We start from the raw sequence: 14,208 nt of genomic DNA on the forward strand, positions 1-14,208 counted from the left end.
CGTTGTTCGACGTCAGGCGCAGTGGCCCGATGTCGTCCGACTACGCTCGAGACCATGAATACCAGTGCGTCCGACATTGCCACCTGGATGGTCGACATCATCACCACCGAACGCCGGGTCGGTCAGGCCGACATGGTCGACGCCATCGAATCCAAGTTCGGGTCGGAGTGGATCTACGTGGGCGACAGCGGTCACCCGTCGATCGACCGAGCCGTCCTCAAGGAGTTCCGCAAGGCCCACCGCGGCGCCGTGAAGTGGCATCGCGAGGATCTCGCCTGGTACATCGGCGACGAGCCCGAAGCCGAGTCCGCCGAACCCTCGGCAGCCGAGTAACCCACCTACAACGAAGAGGTCGTGCCCCCCACTACGGAGAACACGACCTCTTCATCGTCCGAACGTCAGGTTGCCCGAGCTCAGAACGAAGAACCGGAATCCGCCGACCCTGTCACCAGATTGAACAGGAATCCCTCCACCATGCACTGCAGTTGCGTCGTGAAGCAGCCGTTGTGGTCGAGAATCGGCAACGGACTGACGGGCGGTGCATCGGCGGCAGCGGTCCCTGCCGATCCCACACCGAGCGCGGCGGCCACAGCAACAATCACGACGAACTTTCGAATCATCGGGATTCCCTTCCGAATTGACGTATTTGCGTAGACTGCATCGCGTTGCGCGGCGGAACGTTACCTGCCCGCGACGCGCGACCAGCCGTCCTCGTCACGCCGGACGAGTCCTTCCATCTCGAGCAGGGGCAACGCTGCGCGCACGCGGTCGACCGAGACACCCGCGGATTCTGCGACCGCGATCGGCTCACACGCATCTGTCGCAGGCAAGGCCTCATAGACGAGTGCCAGGTCGCCCGAGACCCCGTCGAGTGCGCGCACGAACTGCGCATCTCGGTCGTCGTCGACTCCGAGAAGTGAACCGCATTCCTCGACGATGTCCCGCGCATTCCCGACCAGCCGCGCTTCGCCCTCGCGAATCATGCGGTGGCATCCCTGGGACGCCGCTGAGGTGACCGGCCCGGGCACCGCCATCACCGCTCTGCCGAACCGGCGAGCCCACGCTGCCGTGTTGCGGGCGCCACTGCGCCACCCCGCCTCTACGACGACAGTTCCTCCGGACAACGCCGCGATGAGCCGATTACGCGCCAGGAATCGATACCGCGCGGGCACGGTGCCGGGCGAGTATTCGCTGATCACCAGGCCGGATTCGGAGATGCCTCGCAGAAGTTTCGCGTGCGCGGCAGGATAGGCCCGGTCCACACCGCACGCGAGCACCGCAACGGTTGTTCCCCCGACACCGAGGGCAGCGCGATGTGCCGCGGCATCGATCCCGAATGCTGCCCCGGACACCACCGCCCACCCGTCGACGGCGAGGTCGCCCGCGATCTCCGCCGTCACGTGTTCGCCGTAGCCGCTGGCAGCGCGGGTGCCGACGATCCCGATGGCACGTTCGACGAGTTCGTCGAGCCGCAGCTGTCCCCACACCCACAGCGCCAACGGCGGCCCTTCCGCGTCGGTGGCGGTGTCCAGTTGATCGAACCCGAGCATCTGCCACGCGGGCCATTCGTCGTCGTCCGGGGTGACGAGGCGTCCGCCTGCCTGGTTCAGCCGTTCCAGATCAGTGGCAGCGGTGTCGAGGTGGGCGCGAGGCTCGAGTTTCGCGGTGAGTTCGGCACCCGCCGAACCTTTCCGCACAGCCTCTGCGACCTCGACGACTCCGTGTTCGGCGATGGCCGCGGACACCGTCCTCGACGCGCCTTGGGTAACCGCCGAGAGATATGCCCACGCGCGCCGTCTCTCATCTCCCTTCGGTGCCCCGTTCACGGATGATCCGCTGGTAGCACGACTGGTCATGCGGCACCGCGGTCCCGGAAGTCGAGCGCAGCGGCCACGTGGATCTCTGTCGGCCGCGACTCCCCCTCCAAATCGCACAGCGTCCAAGCAACTCTCAGTGCCCGGTCCGCCCCACGAGCGGTGATTGCACCCTTTCGCAGTGCCCACTCCACCGGTTTCACAACGGTGGCAGGCAACCGGAATCTCTGGCGCAGGGCCGGCCCCGGAACCTCCGCATTCGTCGCCCACCCGAACTCCTTCCACCGCTCCGCGGCAGCGGCACGCGCAGTCGCGACTCGGGCCCGTACGTCGTCGGTGCTCTCCCCTACCTCCCCCATCAGCGCGCTGGTCGCGACGGATTGCATCCGCACCCGCAGATCGACACGGTCGAGCAATGGACCCGACAGTCGCCCGAGATATCGGCGCCGCGCAGTGGGCACACACACGCAATCGGCGTCGCGAGCCGGCGCGCACGGGCAGGGATTCGCTGCCAGGACCAGTTGGAACCGGGCAGGATAGCGGGCCACGCCGTCTCGACGGGCGATGCGCACTTCTCCGTCTTCGAGGGGTGTTCGCAACGCCTCGAGAGTCTTCGTTCCCATCTCGGCGACCTCGTCGAGAAACAACACTCCACGGTGCGCACGGCTGACCGCCCCCGGTGTAGCCATACCCGTCCCACCACCGATGAGCGAGGCCACCGTCGCGGTGTGGTGCGGCGCGATGAACGGCGGTTCCGTGACAAGGGGGCGGTCCGATGTGAGGGTCCCTGCGACCGAATGAACAGCAGTCACCTCGAGGGCATGGGTTTCGCTCAGCTCGGGGAGTATTCCCGGAAGACGCTGGGCGAGCATCGTCTTTCCGATCCCTGGCGGACCGGTGAGCATGAGGTGATGCGCGCCCGCCGCGGCGACTTCGATCGCGCGGCGCGCCTCGTGTTGTCCGACGACCTCGCTGAGGTCCGCACGCAGAGTTCGTGGCGGAGCTGCACGGGGATCGGGGCGTTCGAGCGGACCGTCGCCTTGCAGCCACAGCACCACGTCGCGCAGGTTGTCAGCGCCGTACACATCGATTCCCGCGACGAGCGACGCCTCGGTCATCATCATGGTGGGCACCACGACTCGCGGCCATCCGTAGTTCTTCGCCGTGACAACGGCAGGCAGTACTCCTCGGATCGGTCGCAACCGGCCGTCGAGTGCGAGTTCGCCCAGCAAGATCGTCTTCGTCATCGCTTCGAGCGGTACGACATCGGCGGCGTTGAGCACCGCGCACGCGAGAGCGACATCGTAGACACTGCCCACCTTCGGCAGTGTCGCGGGCGACAGCGCCAAGACCACCTTCGAATCCGGCCATTTCCCACCGGAGTTCGACACCGCCGCGCGTACGCGGTCACGCGATTCCTGCAGTGCCGTGTCGGGCAGGCCGACCATCTTCACGCCCGGCAATCCCCCGCCGATATCGGCTTCGATCTCGACGACGTGGCCGTCGACACCCGCCACGGCCACCGACCATGCCTTTCCCAACGCCATCAGAGCACCTGCTTGCGGTGGGTGATCTCGGGGGCGTTCCCCCGAACCAGCACGACCGTGACGACGTCGATGCGAATCCGGTCCCATCGGCGGTCCTGGTCGGCGAGCCACAGTCCGGCCAGGCGCCGCAGCCGCTCCGCCTTCACACGTGTGACGGCTTCGGCGGGTGTGCCGTAACCGAGCCCGGTTCGGGTCTTGACCTCCACGAACACGAGGACTGCACCGTCCTGCGCGATCAGGTCCAGCTCGCCGTACCGGCACCGCCAGTTGCGTTCGAGGACCACCATCCCCGTGGACTCGAGGTGTTCGGCCGCGAGTTCCTCACCGTGGATCCCCACTTCTTGATTTCGTCCCATCCCTGTTCCTCTCCCTGCGTGCACACACTGTGCAGCAGGGAGATCAGGTCAATGGGGCGTCGATGCCCGATAGAGGAAATCTGTGGATGAAACGACCGGGTGTGGACAACCACCGGCGCATCGGCCGGCGCACGGCAGCCCTGTCCGCGGCTTTCGCTATGGTGCGGGGCTCATCCGAGCTTGTCGGGCAGACGGAGTTCGGGCTTGTCGAGCTCTTCGATGTTGACGTCCTTGAACGTGATCACCCGGACATGCTTGACGAACCGCGCGGGGCGGTACATGTCCCACACCCAGGCGTCCGACATCCGAACCTCGAAATACACCTCACCGTTGGCGTTGTGCGGAAGCAGCTCGACGGCGTTGGCAAGATAGAAACGCCGCTCGGTTTCGACGACGTAGGCGAACTGACCGACGATGTCCCGGTACTCCCGATACAGCGAGAGTTCCATCTCGGTTTCGTACTTCTCGAGATCCTCGGCACTCATCGGTCTCGGTGTCCTCCCACTCTGGTGTGTTCTGTCATCATCCCGCATCCATTCCGGCACCGACGAGTCGGCGTCGGAACGGTGCTTCGCCGCACGCTGCGGCAACGTTCGCCCATGATCTCCGATGCTCGGGTGACGGGCCGAGTTCGCGCAGTGCCGCCATGTGTACCGCCGTGCTGTAGCCCTTGTGTATCGCGAAACCGTACCCCGGATACGTTGAGTCCAGCCCGACCATGATCCGGTCGCGGGTTACCTTTGCGAGCACACTCGCCGCGGCGATGCACGATGCAGCGCCGTCCCCGCCGATCACCGGCAGCGACGGCGCCGGCAGACCTGGGACCCGGAATCCGTCGGTGAGGACGTATCCGGGTGCGAGCGACAATCCCGCGACGGCACGCCGCATCCCCTCGATGTTGGCCACGTGGATGCCGATGGCATCCACTTCGGCGGCCGGCACCTCCACCACGCTCCACGCCAGTGCACGACGCACGATGGCGTCGTAAAGCTCTTCACGGGTTTTCTCGGTCAGCTTCTTCGAATCGTCCAGGCGATCCAGAGATCGGTGCGGCTTCGGTTCCAGAATGCAGGCGGCGATGACCAGCGGGCCGGCACACGGCCCGCGACCGGCTTCATCGACACCGGCGACCGGACCGAGCCCGCATCGCAGCAGCGTCGATTCCATCGTCCGTAGACCCGATGATCGGCGGATCACCGGTCGCGGTGGCCAAGTACTCACGAAGGCATGATCTCCGGGGAATCGATGAGGCCCCATCGGCCGGGGGGCAGCACGATGAAGCGCGCCTTTCCTATCACATTTTCCAACGGAATAGACCCTTGATGCTCGTCGCCGACGTGATAGCGCGAGTCCGCGGAGTTGCTGCGGTTGTCGCCCATCACCCACACGTGCCCCTCCGGCACCGTGACGGGACCGAAACAGCGTCCGGACGGCACCTCGGTGTCGCAAGTGACGACGCCGGGTGTGAACGGGTAATCCATCTTCACGTAGGGCTCGTCGATCGGTTGTCCGTCGACGAGGATCCGGCCTTGGTCGTCGCAGCATTCGACGGTCTGTCCACCCACCGCGATGACACGCTTGACGAGATCGTTCTCGTCCGGCGGGACCAGCCCGACGAGCGAGCCGACTTCCTGGATCCCGCGGAGGACGGGGTTCTCGGAGCGCGTCGAGGAATATCCCTCGGACCACGAATCGGGTCCCTTGAACACGATGACGTCCCCGGGTCGCGGATCACCGAATCGGTAGCCGATCTTCTCGACGACGATGCGGTCGCCGGTGCAGCCCGGACACCCGTGCAGTGTCGGTTCCATCGATTCGGACGGGATCAGGTACACGCGGGCAACGAAGGTCTGAAGGAGAAAACTCAGCGCGAGCGCGACGACGATGAGGATCGGGAGTTCACGCCAGAACGACTTCTGCTTCTTCGTTTTCTTCGTGGTGCCGCTGTCGTCGTTCAGGTCGTCCGGTTCCTCTCTCCTGTGGTGAGCACCGTACGTCCGGTTGTGTGCCGGGAGTCGGTCGTCGCCATGTCGGTTCGCGTCCGGCCCGGCCGGTTCGTGCGGTGAATCTGCCACCGGACAAGACTAGCGTCTACGCAATTCTCGTACCTGTGGCCACTGAATCGGCGGCCGGGGGCGTCGTACGTGCGTCACAAGTCCGATGGTCCGGTAACCGACCAGGTACGACAGAACCCGGCCCGGATATGTATCCGGACCGGGCTCGTAGATATGCCGTCAGGCAGCGACGATCAGCGCTTTTCCTTGATCTTCGCAGCCTTGCCGCGCAGCTCGCGCAGGTAGTACAGCTTCGCGCGACGGACGTCGCCGCGGGTGAGGACGTCGATCTTCGCGAGGTTCGGGCTGTGCACCGGGAAGGTGCGCTCGACACCGACGCCGAACGAGATCTTGCGGACGGTGAAGGTCTCACGGATGCCGCCGCCCTGGCGACGAATCACGACGCCCTTGAAGACCTGCACACGCTCCTTCGAGCCCTCGATAACCTTGACGTGCACGTCGAGCGTGTCGCCGGGGCGGAAGTTCGGAATGTCGTCGCGCAGCGACTTTGCGTCCAAAAAGTCCAGGGTGTTCATCGGTGTTCTATCCTCTTGTTCGCTCGAGCAGAGGAACCTGGCGGCGACCGCCGTAAGGCGGGCTCGACCGGTTCGTGCCCAGGTCAGGTAGGCGTGCCCGAACGGGGCAACCTGTCTATAGTGCCAGACTCCACCGGGTTGGGTGAAATCACGGGCGCCGGAGCCGCATGGACCGTCCTGTCGAGGACGGCTTCCGCAGCAATTCGCGAATGCTCGACACTCCCGAGCACCGCTTCCAGGGTCGGGGCACCCGCGACGAGATCCTGTACGAAGATCTTCGCTCGGATCACCGGTCTGCGGAATCGGCGTTCACGCGCGATCGCACGGGTCATCTTCCGCGTCTTCCCCTGGTAGCGCCAGCGAGCCCACGGCGCCCCTGGCCGCGACAGGCGCAACGCGCCGACCCAGAGCAACGGGACTACGAACAGCCCGACCAGACCGGTCCAGATCTTGCCCTTGGCGAGCACCACGCCTGCGAGCAGCAGATTCACGAGGACCGATACCACCAGAACGAACCGATTCGCCCAGTCGCCACCGTCGTCGAAGTTGGTGAGGTCGACGAGATCGAGGGGTTGCAGGCCGAGCATGAGCATTCCGGTCACTGCAATGGCAACGAACACCGCGTCGACGGAGACCCGCCCCTCTTCCTCCCAATAGACGTCGTGAAGATAGAAGATGAGCGCGAACTCGTCGAGAGTCAGCGCCGCTCCCACCCCGAACAGTGCAGCAAAAACGGCAACGACAGCCCTGGTGCCCACCTCGTACACCGAGATGAGACCGCCGCCCGCGATGACCATCGTGACCACCCCGAACACCATGTGGTGCACGTGCAGCCCACCGGGCGTGATGTTGCCGGGCCACCACCGCACCTTCGCCCGTATCATCCGGACGCTGATGCGAATGAAGACGAAAGCCACGACGAAGCCCAGAAGGAAGCACAACAGCGGCAGGCGCCCGTGATCGACGATCTCGGTTCGAAGCCAGTTCATCATCGCGGCACCGTAGTCCTCATTGCGGCCCCGTAGTCCTCATCACGACACTGCCCGAGACGACACTGTCCGAGCTTCGCGACCGTGAAACCCGCACGTGTTTCAGCATCCCAGGCGCCGGTCGCTCGCGGTGCGATACGACCGGCACCCGTGCACGGCTATTTGCCGAAGCCGGCGCGACGCAGAGCGTCGGCCATCGATCCGCTGGCGGGTGCAGCTTCGGGGCGCCGGCCCTGCTTGCCACCTCCTTGCCTGCCACCACCTTGCTTGCCGCCGCCCTGCCCACGGCCGCCGCCCTGCTGACCGCGAGGTGCAGGCCGGGATCCGCCCTGGCGACCTCCGCGCGCGGTGGTGCCTTCGCTGTCCGATCCTGACGGGATCTCGTCGTCGAGGCGCAAGGTGAGGCTGATGCGCTGTCGCGGAACATCGACATCGAGGACCTTGACCTTGACGACCTCACCCGACTTCACGACATCGTGGGGGTCCTGGACGAAGCTGCGCGACATCGCGGAGACGTGCACGAGTCCGTCCTGGTGAACTCCGACGTCGACGAACGCACCGAAGGCGGCGACGTTCGTGACGACACCCTCGAGCACCATGCCCGGCACCAGGTCGCCGACCTTCTCGATTCCCGCAGCGAAAGTCGCGGTCTTGAACTCGGGGCGCGGATCACGGCCCGGCTTCTCGAGTTCGCTGATGATGTCGGTGACGGTCGGAAGACCGAACTTGTCGTCGACGAACTCCTCCGCCCGCAGCTTGGAGAGCAGAGCAGAGCTGCCGATGAGTTCGAGGACGCCGGTGCCGCTGCGGTCGACGATCCGCCGGACCACCGGGTAGGCCTCGGGGTGCACCGCTGAGGCGTCGAGCGGATCGTCACCGCCTGGGATGCGAAGGAAGCCTGCGCACTGTTCGAAGGCCTTCGGCCCGAGCCGCGCGACGTCCTTGAGTGCCTTGCGGGTGCGGAAAGGGCCGTTCTGGTCGCGGTGGGTGACGATGCTCTCGGCGAGTGATCCGGTGATGCCCGAGACGCGGGAAAGCAAGGGCACCGAGGCGGTGTTGACGTCGACTCCGACTGCGTTCACCGCATCCTCGACGACCGCACCGAGCGACCGGGCGAGCATCGTCTCGGACACGTCGTGCTGGTACTGCCCGACACCGATCGACTTGGGGTCGATCTTGACGAGTTCGGCGAGTGGATCCTGCAGGCGTCGCGCGATCGAGACCGCACCGCGGATCGATACGTCCAGGTCAGGAAGTTCCTGGGATGCGTAGGCGGATGCCGAATACACCGATGCCCCGGCTTCCGACACAACGATCTTGGTCACACCGGTGACACCGGACTTGGCGATCAGCTCTGTGGCAAGGGCGTCTGTCTCGCGGGAAGCAGTGCCGTTGCCGATCGCGATGAGTTCGACACCGTGCTCGGCCACCAGAGTCGCGAGGGTCGCGAGCGCCTGGTCGTGCTTGTTGTGCGGCTGGTGCGGGTAGATCGTCGTGTGGTCGACGACCTTGCCCGTCGCATCGACGACGGCGACCTTGGTGCCCGTACGGAAGCCGGGGTCGAGGCCCATCGTGGGGCGGCTTCCCGCCGGCGCTGCCAGCAACAGGTCGCGCAGGTTCGCGGCGAACACGTCGACGGCGTCGCTCTCGGCCGACTGTTTGAGCCGCATCCGCACGTCGACACCCATCGAGACCTGCAGCCGGGTGCGCCACGCCCAACGGACTGTGTCGAGCAGCCAGCGGTCGGCGGCACGCCCCTGATCGGCGATCCCGAAACGGCCGGCGATCCGGCCTTCGTAGTACGACGGTTCTCCGGGTTCCTGCTCTTCGAGGTCCGGCTCCAGCGACAGGCTGAGAACTTCTTCCTTCTCGCCGCGTAGAACGGCGAGGATACGGTGCGACGGCAGGTCGGCGAACGGCTCCGAGAACTCGAAGTAGTCGGCGAACTTCGCGCCGTCGGTTTCCTTCCCCGGCCGCACCGTGGACTTCAGGCCGCCACGGCTCCACATGGCCTCACGCAGCTCACCGACGAGGTCGGCGTCCTCGGCGAACCGTTCGACGAGGATTGCCCGGGCACCGTCGAGCTGTTCGGCGCTGTACTGCGCCGGATCGGTGGTCGGGTCGCCGATCAGTGCGTCGGCGACGGGCTCGTGCCCGGCCTCACGGGCGATCTGGGCCTTCGTGCGGCGTTTGGGCTTGTAGGGCAGGTAGATGTCTTCGAGCCGGGCCTTCGTCTCGGCAAGCATGATCTGTCCGCGGAGCTCGTCGTCGAGCTTGCCCTGCTCTTCGATCGAATCGAGGATCGCAGCGCGGCGTTCGTCGAGTTCGCGAAGATACCTCAGGCGCTCTTCGAGGGTGCGGAGCTGGGCGTCGTCGAGCCCGCCGGTGACCTCCTTGCGGTAGCGCGCGACGAAGGGCACGGTCGCGCCGCCGTCGAGCAGTTCCACCGCCGCAGCCACCTGGTTTTCGCGGACGTCGAGTTCGTCGGCGATGCGCCGGTTCACGGTGTCGAGTTGGGTCGTCACGACGATCGACCCTACCTTTATCCTTTCGTATGTTCCCCGTGGTGCCTCGAGCACCTGTTCTCCGGGACCCCGAACCTCGACCACCGGCGCGCTGTGCGTCGCACAATGGAATACAGGAGTGTTGGATGACCCGGGATCGGTTCCGGTCGGGCCTCGCGTTGCTGGTCGTGACAGCAACGTTGTCGGCGTGCGGAGCGCCCCTGCACGGGGCACCCGCCGTCGGGTCCGAGGTGTCCGCTGGGGGCCTGCACGTCGAGGCAGACGCAGGCACCAGCATCAGCGACCCGATCAGGATGGACGCACTCGCGGACCGAATCGGCAGGGCGACACAACTCGCCGCCGAGCGTGGCGCGGAGGTCACGGTCGCCGTTCTGGACCGGGCAACGGGTGCGCGATCGGTCGGCGGCGTGGACGAGCCCATCGAAACTGCGTCCGTGGTCAAACTGTTCATTGCCGACGACCTGCTGTTCCGGGAAGCGATCGGCGAGATCATGCTGACCGACGACGACTACGATCTGATCGGCGCCATGCTCACGCGGTCGGACGATTCGGCCGCGAGCCTGCTGTGGGATTCGTTCGACGGCCCTGAGATCGTCGATCGCGTCGTCGCGAGGCACAGCCTCCGAGGCACGGTCGCCCCTGCCGACTTCTGGTGGAACACCGTGACGACAGCATCGGACATCCTGACCTGGTACGACGACCTGCTCAGCGGCAGAGCGGGACTGGACGAGCCCGCCTCCGCCCGTATCGTCGGGTACCTGATCGAGTCCGAACCCACCGGAACAGACGGCTACGACCAGCAGTTCGGCCTACCCGACGGACTCTCGTATGCCGTAGACCTCGGATCCAAGGCCGGGTGGATGTGCTGCCTCGACTCGCAGTGGATTCATCTGTCGACCGGGTTCTTCGGCAACGACCACCGATATGTGGTCGCCGTGTTGTCGCGCGAGACGGTGACCTACCAGGACCCCGAGTACGACGGCCGGTTCCTTCCGGACACCTCGATGTACGACGCGTCCGATGACGAAAGTGCCCGTCATGCACGTGAGACTGTGACGATGGTGGTGGAAACCGTGTTCGGCTGATCCCGCTCAGTTGTCGGTGAGCAGATCAGGACGCCGCTCGCGCGTCCGGATCAGCGACTGTTCGCGGCGCCACTGTGCGACCTTGCCGTGGTCACCGGAGAGCAGTACCGGAGGAACGTCGAGCCCTCGCCAGGACGCGGGCCGCGTGTAACTGGGGCCTTCGAGCAATCCGTCGGAGAACGAATCCTCCTGGTGCGACAGCTGATTGCCGAGCACCCCGGGGATCAGGCGTACGACTGCCTCGACCATCACCAGTACGGCGACCTCACCGCCGATCAGCACGTAGTCGCCGATGCTGACTTCCTCGACGCGGACGCGCTTCGCGGCATCGTCGAAGACTCGTTGGTCGATTCCCTCGTATCGACCGCACGCGAAGACGATGCGCTTCTCGGTCGACCACCGCTGCGCGGTCGCCTGATCGAAAGGCCTGCCCGCAGGGGTGGGGACGACGAGCAACACATCCGGGTCGGTCGATCCGTCGTCGACGCCGACGACATCGTCGAGAGCCGGTCCCCAGACAGTAGGTTTCATGACCATGCCGGGCCCGCCGCCGTAGGGTGAATCATCGACGGCCTTGTGGACATTGTGCGTCCAGTCGCGCAGGTTGTGCACGCCTACGGAAATCAGACCCTTGTCGATCGCCTTGCCGAGCAGGGCCGCGCGCAGTGGTTCGAGATACTCAGGAAATATGGTCACCACGTCGAGCCGCACGGACTACTCGTTCTCCTCGGTCGCCCGGCGCAGCTTCATTTCCTGCTGCTTCTTCGCTTTGGTGGGTGGCTCCCCGAAATCGGGATCGAGCAGACCGTCGGGTGGATCGATCTCGATCACGCCGTCTGCGACCGACACCGTGGGAACGATCTCGGTGACGAACGGGATGAGGATCTCCCGGCTCGCGTCGTCGGCAGGCCGGATCGACAGAAGTTCACCTGCGGCGGTGTGCAGGACCTCACGTACGGTGCCGATCTCGGTACCGCCGTCGGGGCGGCCGGCCACGATCCGGACCGGTAATCCTTCGAGTTCGTGATCGTAGAACTCGTCGGGATCGTCGGACGGGGCCAGGTCCTCACTGTCGATGACGAACAGGACGCCGCGCAGCGCGTCGGATCCGGTGCGGTCGGTGACACCGTTCAGACGCAGCAGAAGCCGCCCGGAGTGTTCCCGGGCGGCTTCCACCGTGTAGTTGTGCAGTTTCTGCTCGCGGGGCTTACGGCCACGCAGCACCGCGCCCACAGCGAAGCGCTCGTCGGGTTCGTCGGTGCGAACCTCGACGACCACCTCACCTTTGATGCCGTGCGACTTCACCACACGGCCTACCACGAGCTCCACCGACTCTCCTAGCGGTCGGTGTCGACGACGTCGACGCGGATTCCTCGGCCACCGATTCCGGTGACGAGGGTCCGCAGTGCCGTCGCGGTGCGGCCACCGCGACCGATCACCTTGCCGAGGTCGTCAGGATTGACGTGGACCTCGACGGTGCGGCCGCGGCGACCGGTGATGAGGTCGACGCGCACGTCATCGGGATGCGCGACGATGCCACGGACGAGATGCTCGACCGCATCGGCCACCACGGCGCTCATTACTCGGCGGCCTCGGTGGACTCAGCAGCAGCCTCGGAAGCCTCTTCCTTGGCAGCCTTCTTCTTCTTGGGGGTGATCGCCTCAGCGGCCGGCTCGTTCTCGGCCTGCGCGAGAGCGGCCTGGAACAGCTCGAGCTTGGTCGGCTTGGGCTCTGCCTTCCTCAGGGTGCCCTCGGCGCCCGGCAGGCCCTTGAACTTCTGCCAGTCACCGGTGATCTTGAGGAGGTTGAGAACAGGCTCGGTGGGCTGGGCACCGACGCTCAGCCAGTACTGTGCGCGCTCCGAATCGATCTCGATGATCGACGGATCTTCCTTCGGCTGGTAGCGGCCGATGGTCTCGATCGCACGGCCGTTGCGGCGGGTGCGCGAGTCGGCGACGACGACGCGGTACTGCGGGTTGCGGATCTTGCCGAGTCGGGTGAGCTTGATCTTGACAGACACTGCTGTGTTCTCCTTCGCGCGCGGGGCGCGCATGTCACGTGCAATTCGGACGACGCGCCCGATTGGCACGCCCGGTTTTGCCTCTAACCTGTGACCGCCGCGCGGTACGGAACCGGATGCGACGACAGCGGTCCATTCTGCCAGACGTGGGATCGGGACGGGAAATCGACGGTCAGGCGGAGCCCACGACAACGGCGCCACGTAGAACTACCAGGTCGGGGCGGGCCGATCCCGGATCGATGCGGGGGTCGTCCGCATAGACGATCAGGTCGGCGGAGGTACCCGGTTCGAGGCTCGGATGGCCGAGCCAGGCGCGTGCCGCCCAACTCGCTGCCGCGAAGGCCTCGTCGGCGTCGAGTCCGACCTTGCCCAGTGCTGCGATCTCGTCGGCGATCCGGCCGTGCTGCACCTGCCCACCGGCGTCGGTGCCCGCGTAGATCGGGATGCCGGCGTCGTGGGCGGCGCCGATGGTGTCGGCGACACGCGAATGGAGGTCGCGCATGTGCGCGGCATACACGGGGAAGCGTGTGGCCGAGTCCGCGATATCGGGGAAGTTCTCGATGTTTACCAGGGTCGGGACCAGTGCGGTGCCCTTCGCCGCCATCGTCGCGATCGTGTCGTCGGTCAGGCCGGTGCCGTGTTCGATGCAGTCGATGCCGGCGGCGAGCAGGCCGGGCAGCGCGTCCTCACCGAACACGTGCGCCGTGACGCGGGCACCCTCATGATGTGCCGCGGCAATCGCCTCGACGAGGATCGCATCGCTCCACAGCGGTGCCAGGTCACCTGTCTCCCGGTCGATCCAGTCTCCGATGAGTTTGACCCAGCCGTCGCCGGCGCGGGCCTGCCGCGCGACCTCGTCAGGAAGTTGCGACTCGTCCTCGAGGTCGACCGGCAGACCACGGATGTAGCGCTTCGGCAGCGCGATGTGCCGTCCTGCCCGGATGATCGTCGGCAGATCGCGGCGGGCATCGAAGGCGCGTGTGTCGACCGGGGATCCGGCGTCGCGAAGAAGCAGGACACCCGCGTCGCGTTCGATGACGGCCTGCGCGAGCGCACCCGCTTCGTCTTCGACTCCCCCACCGAACCGGATCCCGACGTGACAATGCGCGTCGACCAGGCCCGGCAGCACCCACCCGCCGGTCGAGAGCACCTCCGCTCCGGGAATCGGCTCACGGGAGAATTCGCCGTCGGCGATCCACAATTCGACCGGTCCACCGTCCGGCAGTGTTCTGCCGCGCACGACGAACGGACCTCCAGCACCGACCCCGACCACGACTGGGCC

The 14,208-nt window shown here is 66.0% G+C and carries 17 protein-coding genes; 2 read left to right on the forward strand and 15 right to left on the reverse strand.

Translation table 11 applies throughout. The annotated features are described in order from the left end of the window. The first annotated feature begins 54 nt into the window (after positions 1 to 54). Positions 55 to 333, forward strand: a complete 279-nt coding sequence (locus tag EV641_RS02190; RefSeq protein WP_132470567.1) for a hypothetical protein — start codon at positions 55 to 57, stop codon at positions 331 to 333. Positions 334 to 413: 80 nt separating this feature from the next. Here the strand turns inward: EV641_RS02190 and EV641_RS02195 are convergent, their stop codons facing one another. From EV641_RS02195 to EV641_RS02240, 10 genes are all read right to left on the reverse strand, one after another. Then, the gene (locus EV641_RS02195; protein ID WP_054715250.1) at positions 414 to 620 is read right to left on the reverse strand and encodes a hypothetical protein; all 207 of its coding nucleotides are present in this window, start codon (positions 618 to 620) and stop codon (positions 414 to 416) included. A gap of 60 nt (positions 621 to 680) precedes the next feature. Next, positions 681 to 1,856, reverse strand: a complete 1,176-nt coding sequence (dprA, locus tag EV641_RS02200) for a DNA-processing protein DprA (protein ID WP_132470569.1) — start codon at positions 1,854 to 1,856, stop codon at positions 681 to 683. Next, the gene (locus EV641_RS02205) at positions 1,853 to 3,361 is read right to left on the reverse strand and encodes a YifB family Mg chelatase-like AAA ATPase (RefSeq protein WP_054715246.1); all 1,509 of its coding nucleotides are present in this window, start codon (positions 3,359 to 3,361) and stop codon (positions 1,853 to 1,855) included. The genes dprA and EV641_RS02205 overlap by 4 nt, the downstream gene beginning before the upstream one ends. Further along, a complete protein-coding gene (locus EV641_RS02210) occupies positions 3,361 to 3,717 on the reverse strand; it encodes a YraN family protein (RefSeq protein WP_132470571.1) in 357 nt (118 codons plus the stop codon). The genes EV641_RS02205 and EV641_RS02210 overlap by 1 nt, the downstream gene beginning before the upstream one ends. A 170-nt stretch (positions 3,718 to 3,887) precedes the next feature. Next, positions 3,888 to 4,202: a DUF2469 domain-containing protein gene (locus EV641_RS02215; protein ID WP_006550963.1), complete on the reverse strand. Its 315-nt coding sequence runs from the start codon at positions 4,200 to 4,202 to the stop codon at positions 3,888 to 3,890. Positions 4,203 to 4,239: 37 nt separating this feature from the next. After that, positions 4,240 to 4,938: a ribonuclease HII gene (locus tag EV641_RS02220; RefSeq protein ID WP_132470573.1), complete on the reverse strand. Its 699-nt coding sequence runs from the start codon at positions 4,936 to 4,938 to the stop codon at positions 4,240 to 4,242. After that, positions 4,935 to 5,675: a signal peptidase I gene (lepB, locus tag EV641_RS02225; protein WP_054715258.1), complete on the reverse strand. Its 741-nt coding sequence runs from the start codon at positions 5,673 to 5,675 to the stop codon at positions 4,935 to 4,937. Before lepB ends, EV641_RS02220 begins: the two co-directional genes overlap by 4 nt. Positions 5,676 to 5,965: 290 nt before the next feature. After that, the gene (rplS, locus tag EV641_RS02230; RefSeq protein ID WP_054715236.1) at positions 5,966 to 6,307 is read right to left on the reverse strand and encodes a 50S ribosomal protein L19; all 342 of its coding nucleotides are present in this window, start codon (positions 6,305 to 6,307) and stop codon (positions 5,966 to 5,968) included. 83 nt (positions 6,308 to 6,390) lie between these two features. Then, entirely contained in the window at positions 6,391 to 7,299 is a 909-nt protein-coding gene (locus EV641_RS02235) for a hypothetical protein (RefSeq protein WP_132470575.1), read from the reverse strand. A 155-nt stretch (positions 7,300 to 7,454) separates the two neighbouring features. Continuing rightward, the gene (locus EV641_RS02240; RefSeq protein WP_132470576.1) at positions 7,455 to 9,821 is read right to left on the reverse strand and encodes a Tex family protein; all 2,367 of its coding nucleotides are present in this window, start codon (positions 9,819 to 9,821) and stop codon (positions 7,455 to 7,457) included. 125 nt (positions 9,822 to 9,946) lie between these two features. On the opposite strand from EV641_RS02240, the gene EV641_RS02245 reads away from it, so the two are divergent. After that, entirely contained in the window at positions 9,947 to 10,906 is a 960-nt protein-coding gene (locus EV641_RS02245; RefSeq protein WP_132470578.1) for a serine hydrolase, read from the forward strand. A gap of 6 nt (positions 10,907 to 10,912) precedes the next feature. Here EV641_RS02245 and trmD read toward each other — a convergent pair whose 3' ends face one another. The 5 genes from trmD to EV641_RS02270 all read right to left on the reverse strand — a co-directional run bounded on the left by trmD (position 10,913) and on the right by EV641_RS02270 (position 14,166). Then, positions 10,913 to 11,617: a tRNA (guanosine(37)-N1)-methyltransferase TrmD gene (gene trmD, locus EV641_RS02250; RefSeq protein ID WP_132470579.1), complete on the reverse strand. Its 705-nt coding sequence runs from the start codon at positions 11,615 to 11,617 to the stop codon at positions 10,913 to 10,915. Positions 11,618 to 11,620: 3 nt separating this feature from the next. Further along, on the reverse strand, positions 11,621 to 12,235 hold the full coding sequence (gene rimM / locus EV641_RS02255; RefSeq protein WP_054718066.1) for a ribosome maturation factor RimM: 615 nt from the start codon (positions 12,233 to 12,235) through the stop codon (positions 11,621 to 11,623). 8 nt (positions 12,236 to 12,243) lie between these two features. Then, positions 12,244 to 12,486 (reverse strand): RNA-binding protein, encoded by a 243-nt coding sequence (locus EV641_RS02260; protein WP_054718064.1) that lies wholly within the window; start codon positions 12,484 to 12,486, stop codon positions 12,244 to 12,246. Further along, positions 12,486 to 12,926, reverse strand: a complete 441-nt coding sequence (gene rpsP / locus EV641_RS02265; RefSeq protein WP_054718069.1) for a 30S ribosomal protein S16 — start codon at positions 12,924 to 12,926, stop codon at positions 12,486 to 12,488. The genes EV641_RS02260 and rpsP overlap by 1 nt, the downstream gene beginning before the upstream one ends. Before the next feature lie 172 nt (positions 12,927 to 13,098). Beyond that, positions 13,099 to 14,166 (reverse strand): amidohydrolase family protein, encoded by a 1,068-nt coding sequence (locus EV641_RS02270; RefSeq protein WP_241996755.1) that lies wholly within the window; start codon positions 14,164 to 14,166, stop codon positions 13,099 to 13,101. Positions 14,167 to 14,208: the final 42 nt, after the last annotated feature.

The sequence above is a fragment of the Rhodococcus sp. SMB37 genome, assembly GCF_004345605.1.
Lineage (GTDB): Bacteria > Actinomycetota > Actinomycetes > Mycobacteriales > Mycobacteriaceae > Rhodococcus.

Coding starts and splice junctions, on each gene's coding strand:
- EV641_RS02190 (WP_132470567.1), top strand. CDS start 55: ATGAATACCAGTGCGTCCGACATTGCCACCTGGATGGTCGACATCATC.
- EV641_RS02195 (WP_054715250.1), bottom strand. CDS start 620: ATGATTCGAAAGTTCGTCGTGATTGTTGCTGTGGCCGCCGCGCTCGGT.
- dprA (WP_132470569.1), bottom strand. CDS start 1,856: ATGACCAGTCGTGCTACCAGCGGATCATCCGTGAACGGGGCACCGAAG.
- EV641_RS02205 (WP_054715246.1), bottom strand. CDS start 3,361: ATGGCGTTGGGAAAGGCATGGTCGGTGGCCGTGGCGGGTGTCGACGGC.
- EV641_RS02210 (WP_132470571.1), bottom strand. CDS start 3,717: ATGGGACGAAATCAAGAAGTGGGGATCCACGGTGAGGAACTCGCGGCC.
- EV641_RS02215 (WP_006550963.1), bottom strand. CDS start 4,202: ATGAGTGCCGAGGATCTCGAGAAGTACGAAACCGAGATGGAACTCTCG.
- rplS (WP_054715236.1), bottom strand. CDS start 6,307: ATGAACACCCTGGACTTTTTGGACGCAAAGTCGCTGCGCGACGACATT.
- EV641_RS02235 (WP_132470575.1), bottom strand. CDS start 7,299: ATGATGAACTGGCTTCGAACCGAGATCGTCGATCACGGGCGCCTGCCG.
- EV641_RS02245 (WP_132470578.1), top strand. CDS start 9,947: ATGACCCGGGATCGGTTCCGGTCGGGCCTCGCGTTGCTGGTCGTGACA.
- EV641_RS02260 (WP_054718064.1), bottom strand. CDS start 12,486: ATGAGCGCCGTGGTGGCCGATGCGGTCGAGCATCTCGTCCGTGGCATC.